We start from the raw sequence: 6,311 nt of genomic DNA, 5'->3' as shown, positions 1-6,311 counted from the left end.
ACCCGTACCGTCAGCCCGGATGAGGACGCCCTGAAGCGCATCCGCCGGGAGGTGGCGATGGTGCGCGAGGCGCGCCGGCGCAACGATCCCCGCGCCGACTACACCAGCGGCTGGCGGTGGCCGGTGACCGGGCGCATCACCGGTGTGTACGGCAGCCAGCGCGTGCTCAACGGCGAGCCGCGGCGGCCCCACTACGGCGTGGACATCGCCGCTCCGAGGGGGGCCACCGTGGTCGCGCCGGCGGACGGCGTGGTCAGCCTCGTCCACGACGACATGTACTACTCCGGCGGTACCCTGCTCATCGACCACGGCCAGGGCGTCTCCTCCGCCTTCCTCCATCTCTCCCGGATCACCGTGAAGGAGGGCGAGCGCGTCCGCCGCGGCGATCCCATCGCCGAGGTCGGCGCCAGCGGCCGGGCTACCGGTCCGCACCTGGACTGGCGCATGAACTGGTTCGACCGCCGGGTCGACCCGACCCTGCTGGTTCCGCCCATGCCCGGCGGCTGAGGTACGTCCCGTGCGCGATCTGGTGATCGTCCTCGGCGACCAGCTGGATCCGGCATCGGCGGCGTTCGACGATTTCGACCCCACACGCGACAGCGTATGGATGGCCGAGGCGCAGGCCGAGACCCGTACCGGCACCTTCCCGGCCCACCAGCGCCGGCTGGTGCTGTTCTTCTCCGCCATGCGCCACTTCCGCGACGGCCTTCGCGCCCGCGGCGTGCATGTGTGCTACCACGCGCTGGCACTGGCACCGGGGGCGGAGCGGGGACACGGGCTCGCCGACATCCTCGCGGAGGACGTGCCGCGCCTCGCACCCGAACGGCTGGTGGTCCTCGAGCCCGGTGACTACCACGTGCGGCGCTCGCTCGAGGCCGTCGCCGAGACACTGGGCCTGGCGCTGGACATCCGCACGGACCGGCACTTCTACACCACCGTCGCGGACTTCGAACACTGGGCGCGGGGCCGCCGATCCCTGTTGCTCGAGGACTTCTACCGCCGCCTGCGCCGGCGCCACGGCGTGCTCATGGACGGCGGCAGTCCCGCCGGCGGGGTCTGGAACCTCGATCACGACAACCGCCGTGCCTTTGGCCGCCAGGGGCCGGGGTGGATCGAGCCGCCGCCGTCCTTCCGCCCGGATGCCACCACCCGTGCGGTGATGGAGACCGTCACGGCGCGTTTCGGCGACCATCCCGGCGACATGGCGGGCTTCGACCTTGCGGTGACGCCGGCACAGGCCCAGCAGGTGCTGGCGCACTTCATCGACGTGCGCCTCCCGGCCTTCGGCACCTGGCAGGACGCGATGTGGACCGGTGGTCACCAGCTCTACCACTCGCGCCTGTCGGCGGCGCTGAACATGCACCTGATCACACCACAGGCCTGTGTGGAGGCGGCCGTGGCCGCCTGGCGGGAGGGGCGGGCGGCGCTCAACCACGTCGAGGGGTTCGTACGCCAGATCCTCGGCTGGCGCGAGTACGTCCGCGGCATCTACTGGAGCCGCATGCCGGGCTATGCCGGGCTCAATCACCTCGGCCACGAGGGGGCGCTGCCGGCGGCCTACTGGAGCGGGGAGACGTCCATGCGCTGCATGGCGGACGCCATGGACAACGTCCTCACCAACGGTTACGCCCACCACATCCAGCGGCTGATGGTGCTTGGGCTCTACGCCCAGCTCTACGGCGTGCACCCCTACCGTTTCCACGAATGGCACATGGCCATGTACCTCGACGCCGTCGACTGGGTGAGCCTGCCCAATACGCTGGGCATGAGCCAGTTCGGCGATGGCGGGGTGATGGCCACCAAGCCGTACTGCGCGAGTGGCGCCTACGTGCGGCGCATGAGCAATTACTGCCGGGGCTGCCGGTTCGACCCGGCAAAGGCCAGCGGGCCGGATGCCTGTCCGCTGACCACCCTCTACTGGGATTTTCTCGACCGCCACCGTGAACGCCTGACGGGCAACCACCGCATGCGGCTGCAGCTGAAGAACCTGCAGCGGCGCTCGGAGGAGCTGCCGGCCATCCGGGCGCAGGCGGCGGCGCTGCGCGACAAAGGAGGAGAGTGAAATGAGCTACGATGCGCCCGTGCGGCACATGCGCTTCCTCATGGAGGAGGTTTTCAATCTGGCGGACATCGCCTCACTGCCCGGTTTCGAGGAGGCGACGCCGGAGACGGTGGCCGCGATCCTGGAGGAGGCGGCGCGCTTCGCCGGCGGCGAGCTCGCGCCGCTCAATGCGCCGGGCGACCGGGCCGGCGCCAGGCTGGAGGGGCGTGACGTGGTCGTGCCGGAGGGCTTCGCCGCGGCTTACCGTGCCTACGCGGAGGCGGGCTGGAACGCCGTTGCCTGCGATCCGGCGCATGGCGGCATGGGGCTGCCGGCGCTGGTGGCTACCGCCACCCAGGAGATGTGGCAGGCGGCGAACCTGTCGTTCTCGCTGTGCCCGATGCTCACCGCCGGTGCCATCGAGGCCCTGGAGCGTCACGGCAGCGAGGCCCAGCAGGCGCGCTATCTCCCGCGGCTGGTGAGCGGCGAGTGGACGGGGACCATGGACCTGACCGAGCCCCAGGCCGGCTCGGACCTGGGGGCCATCCGCACCCGCGCCGAGCGTCGTGACGATCACTACCGGATCTTCGGCCAGAAGATCTACATCACCTGGGGCGAACACGGCATGACGGACAACATCGTCCACCTCGTGCTCGCCCGCACCCCGGACGCCCCCGCGGGCGTGCGCGGTATCTCCATGTTCATCGTGCCCAAGTACCTGCCGGACGCCGCCGGGCAGCCTGGCGAGCGCAACGACATGTACTGCGGCGGCATCGAGCACAAGCTCGGCATCCATGCCAGCCCCACGTGCACCATGATCTACGGCGAGACCGACGGCGCCGTGGGCTACCTCGTCGGCGAGGAGGGGCGCGGGCTGGAGTACATGTTCACGATGATGAACGAGGCCCGCCACAAGGTCGGCATGCAGGGGCTGTCCATTGCCGAACGGGCCTACCAGCAGGCCGCGGCGTATGCTGCCGAGCGCACCCAGGGGCGTACCGTCAGCGGCGAGGCGAGCATCGTCGGTCACCCGGACGTGCGCCGCATGCTGCTGACCATGAAGTCGTGCACCGAGGCCATGCGCGCGCTCTGCTACGCCGGGGCCGCCGCCATGGACCGCGCACGGCGTGCCACGGACGGCCACGAGCGCGGTCGCCAGCAGGCGAGGGCAGACCTGCTCATCCCGGTGATCAAGGCCTGGTGCACGGAGCTCGGTATCGAGGTCGCCTCGCTCGGCATCCAGGTGCATGGGGGCATGGGCTACATCGAGGAGACCGGGGCCGCCCAGTACCTGCGCGACGCCCGTATCGCCGCGATCTACGAGGGCACCAACGGCATCCAGGCCAACGACTTCATGGGTCGCAAGCTGTTGCGGGATAGCGGTGCGGCGATGACCGCTCTACTCGACGACATGGCGGCGGACGTCGACGGCCTGGGCGACTGCGCCTCGCCGGGGCTCTCGGAGATCGGCAGCGGCATGGTCTCGGCGATCGCCGCGTTGCGCCGAAGCACCGCCCGGGTACTGGAGAACGCTGCGGATGACCCGGCCGCCGCCGGGGCGGCCGCGTTCCCGCTGCTGATGCAGACCGGTTTCGTCGCCGGCGGCTGGCTGCTAGCGCGCGCCGCCAGGGTCGCGGCCGGCTCGGAGGACGACGCCTTCAACCGGGCCCGTGTCGACGTGGCGCGGTTCTACGCCGCGCACGTGCTGCCCCGGGCGGAGGCTCACGGCGCGGCGGCACGAAGTCGGGGCGGGGTGGTGGCCGGCGTGCCGACGGCCGCGGTCCTGGGCGAGCTGTGACGGCCTCGCCGGCCCGTTTCATGAGGAGGCGGGCGAAGGGCACGCCGGCGCCCGTGCCGTCGTCGGTGTCCGTGTGATGCCGCGCCCGTGGCCCGTGACCGGCGTTGCCCCGCCTGGCGGTGACCGTAGACGGCCACCGCCAGGGGCCGGGTCAGGCGTCGTCGCGCCGGCCTATGAAGGTCTTGGCCAGGGCGTGATAGACCGGATAGGGGCAGATGGCCCGGGAGACGCCGAAGGCGATCACGCTGGTGGCCATCAGCGGTACCAGCATGGCGTTGTTGTCCGTCATCTCCAGCACGATCACGAAAGTGGTAATGGGCGTCTGTACCACGCCGGAGAAGTAGGCGGTCATGCCCAGAAGGATCACCACGCCCGCCGGGGCGTAGGGTAGAACGCCGGTCAGCGCGGCACCGAGCTCGGCGCCGGCGGAGAGGCTCGGCGAGAACAGGCCACCGGGGATGCCGCTGAGGTACGACACGACGGTGGCGAGCCACTTGCCGATGGCCAGCAGCGGCGTGCTCAGCATCGCCCCCGGTTCGGCCATGGAGCCGGCATCCAGCAGGTGCTTGGCCTGCTCGTAGCCCGTGCCGAAGGTACGCCCGCCTGCGGCAATGCCGATCAGCGCGATCACCAGTCCGCAGCCGAGACCGAAGAGCAGCGGCCAGCCGCGGCGGATCGGGCCGAGGCCGCGCACGCCGACCTGCAGCGTCCAGGAGAAAAGCCCGCCGGCCAGGCCGCCGACCAGCCCGCAGACCGGCACCGCCACCCAGCTCCAGTCCTGGGGCATGGTCGTGGAGATGTGGCCGAAGTAGGCGTAGTCGCCGATCACGACCAGCGAGGTCAGACCCGCGAGGATGACCGAGAGCAGCACGAGGCCGCTGGTGCCCTCCTCGTAGTCCCGGTGCAGCTCCTCGATGGCGAAGACCACACCGGCGAGTGGTGTGTTGAACGCCGCCGACAGGCCCGCCGCACCGCCGGCGAGGATAAGGCCCTTCTCGAGGTAATGTGACGGGAAACGGCCGATACGCCCCGCGAGGTGCATCACCGCCGCACCGACGTGGATGGTCGGTCCCTCGCGGCCGATGGAGGCGCCGAGCATGAGGCCGAACATCGTCACCACGATCTTGGCGACGCCGACGACCGGCGAGAGCACCCGCTGGCGCACCGGGTCGCCGGTGCGGCCCTGCAGGGCCACGATGACCTGGGGGATGCCGCTGCCCGAGGCGGCGGGGATGAAGCGCTCGGTGAACCAGACGAGGGCGCCGATGCCCAGCGGGGTGATGATCAGGGTCGCCCAGGGCGAGAGGTCCATGAGACGGTTGTGAATGCCCTGGGCGTAATCGGCGCCCATCGCGAAAGCGACGCCCGCGAGGCCAACGACAATGGAGGCCAGCCAGAAGACGATTCGGACACGCCAGAGGAGCGGTGAGAGCAGGTTGCGTTTCGAGCGTCGCAGTCCGAGCAGTAGTTCGTTCATTCGTGCACAGTCCTCCCGTCCACGCCCGTGGACGCGAGGCCGGCGCCGCCCGACAGAAGATCAGCGTGCGAGCGAGCCAGTTTTAGACGAGACATTGAGGGCGGCCCCATTGCAATGAAGATGCAAAAAGGGGCACGTCGTCGCCGAGCCATCGCGGATCGACGTGTTCGTCACGGGCGCGGAGCGGGTGAGATAAGGGACCTCTCTGGAAAAGGAATCCACGAGCCTGTCGATAAAGACTCACCCTATATATAGTATGCGGGAGAATAACCTATCCGCACAAGGCGTGTTCCGTGTGGACAGGGGAATAGAGGGAGGAGAACCATGGCCGCGACAATGGAACGTGGATTCACGGAGCGGATGAGCGATACCGGCGTGCTCACCCTGACGCTCACCAACGCCGGGCGTTACAACCCGCTGACCCGTGAGCTGCTGGACGATCTGCGCGAGCGGCTGGCGGAGGCGGCGGACGACGACGCCGTGCGCGTCGTGGTCATCGCCGCCGAGGGCAAGGCCTTCTCGGCCGGCCATGACCTCGCCGAGGTGCGCAGCGGCACCACCGAGGCCGAGCACCAGTCCCTGTTCGACGCCTGCGGCGACCTCATGCTGCAGATCAATCGTATGCCCCAGCCGGTAATCGCCCAGGTCCAGGGCATTGCCACCGGCGCCGGTTGCCAGCTCGTCGCCGCCTGCGACCTCGCCGTCGCCAGCGATGACGCCCGTCTCGCCACCTCCGGCATCAACCTGGGCCTGTTCTGCGGCACGCCCTCGGTGGCGGTCAGCCGGGCCATCGCGCCGAAACACGCCATGGAGATGCTGCTCACCGGCGAGTTCATCGACGCCGCCACCGCGGCGCGCATCGGCCTGATCAACCGCGCCGTGCCCGCCGATGAGCTGGAGGGCGAGGTGGACCGGCTGGCGGAGACCATCGCCGCCAAGGCGCCCACCGCGCGGCGGCTCGGCAAGCAGCTGTTCTACCGCCAGCTCGGCATGAG

The 6,311-nt window shown here is 70.1% G+C and carries 5 protein-coding genes; 4 read left to right on the top strand and 1 reads right to left on the bottom strand.

All coding sequences use genetic code 11. From position 1 onward, the window contains the following. The 3 genes from G7A99_RS25540 to G7A99_RS14180 form a co-directional block, all read left to right on the top strand. Nucleotides 1-507 (top strand): M23 family metallopeptidase (locus tag G7A99_RS25540; RefSeq protein ID WP_240466289.1); only part of this gene is annotated, 507 nt, incomplete at its 5' end. Between the two features lie 10 nt (nucleotides 508-517). After that, on the top strand, nucleotides 518-2,062 hold the full coding sequence (locus G7A99_RS14185; RefSeq protein WP_163141246.1) for a cryptochrome/photolyase family protein: 1,545 nt from the start codon (nucleotides 518-520) through the stop codon (nucleotides 2,060-2,062). Nucleotide 2,063: 1 nt separating this feature from the next. Continuing rightward, nucleotides 2,064-3,839 (top strand): acyl-CoA dehydrogenase, encoded by a 1,776-nt coding sequence (locus G7A99_RS14180; protein ID WP_018717102.1) that lies wholly within the window; start codon nucleotides 2,064-2,066, stop codon nucleotides 3,837-3,839. A gap of 151 nt (nucleotides 3,840-3,990) precedes the next feature. On the opposite strand, the gene G7A99_RS14175 is transcribed toward G7A99_RS14180, so the two are convergent. Then, nucleotides 3,991-5,316, bottom strand: coding sequence for a chloride channel protein (locus tag G7A99_RS14175; RefSeq protein WP_018717101.1), 1,326 nt, complete (start codon nucleotides 5,314-5,316; stop codon nucleotides 3,991-3,993). Nucleotides 5,317-5,640: 324 nt separating this feature from the next. Here G7A99_RS14175 and G7A99_RS14170 point away from each other — a divergent pair. After that, nucleotides 5,641-6,311, top strand: a 671-nt coding sequence (locus G7A99_RS14170; RefSeq protein WP_163141243.1) for an enoyl-CoA hydratase-related protein, incomplete at its 3' end; no start/stop codon positions are given.

The sequence above is a fragment of the Arhodomonas sp. KWT genome (assembly GCF_010993615.1).
This window is presented reverse-complemented; position numbering and strand designations above follow the sequence as displayed.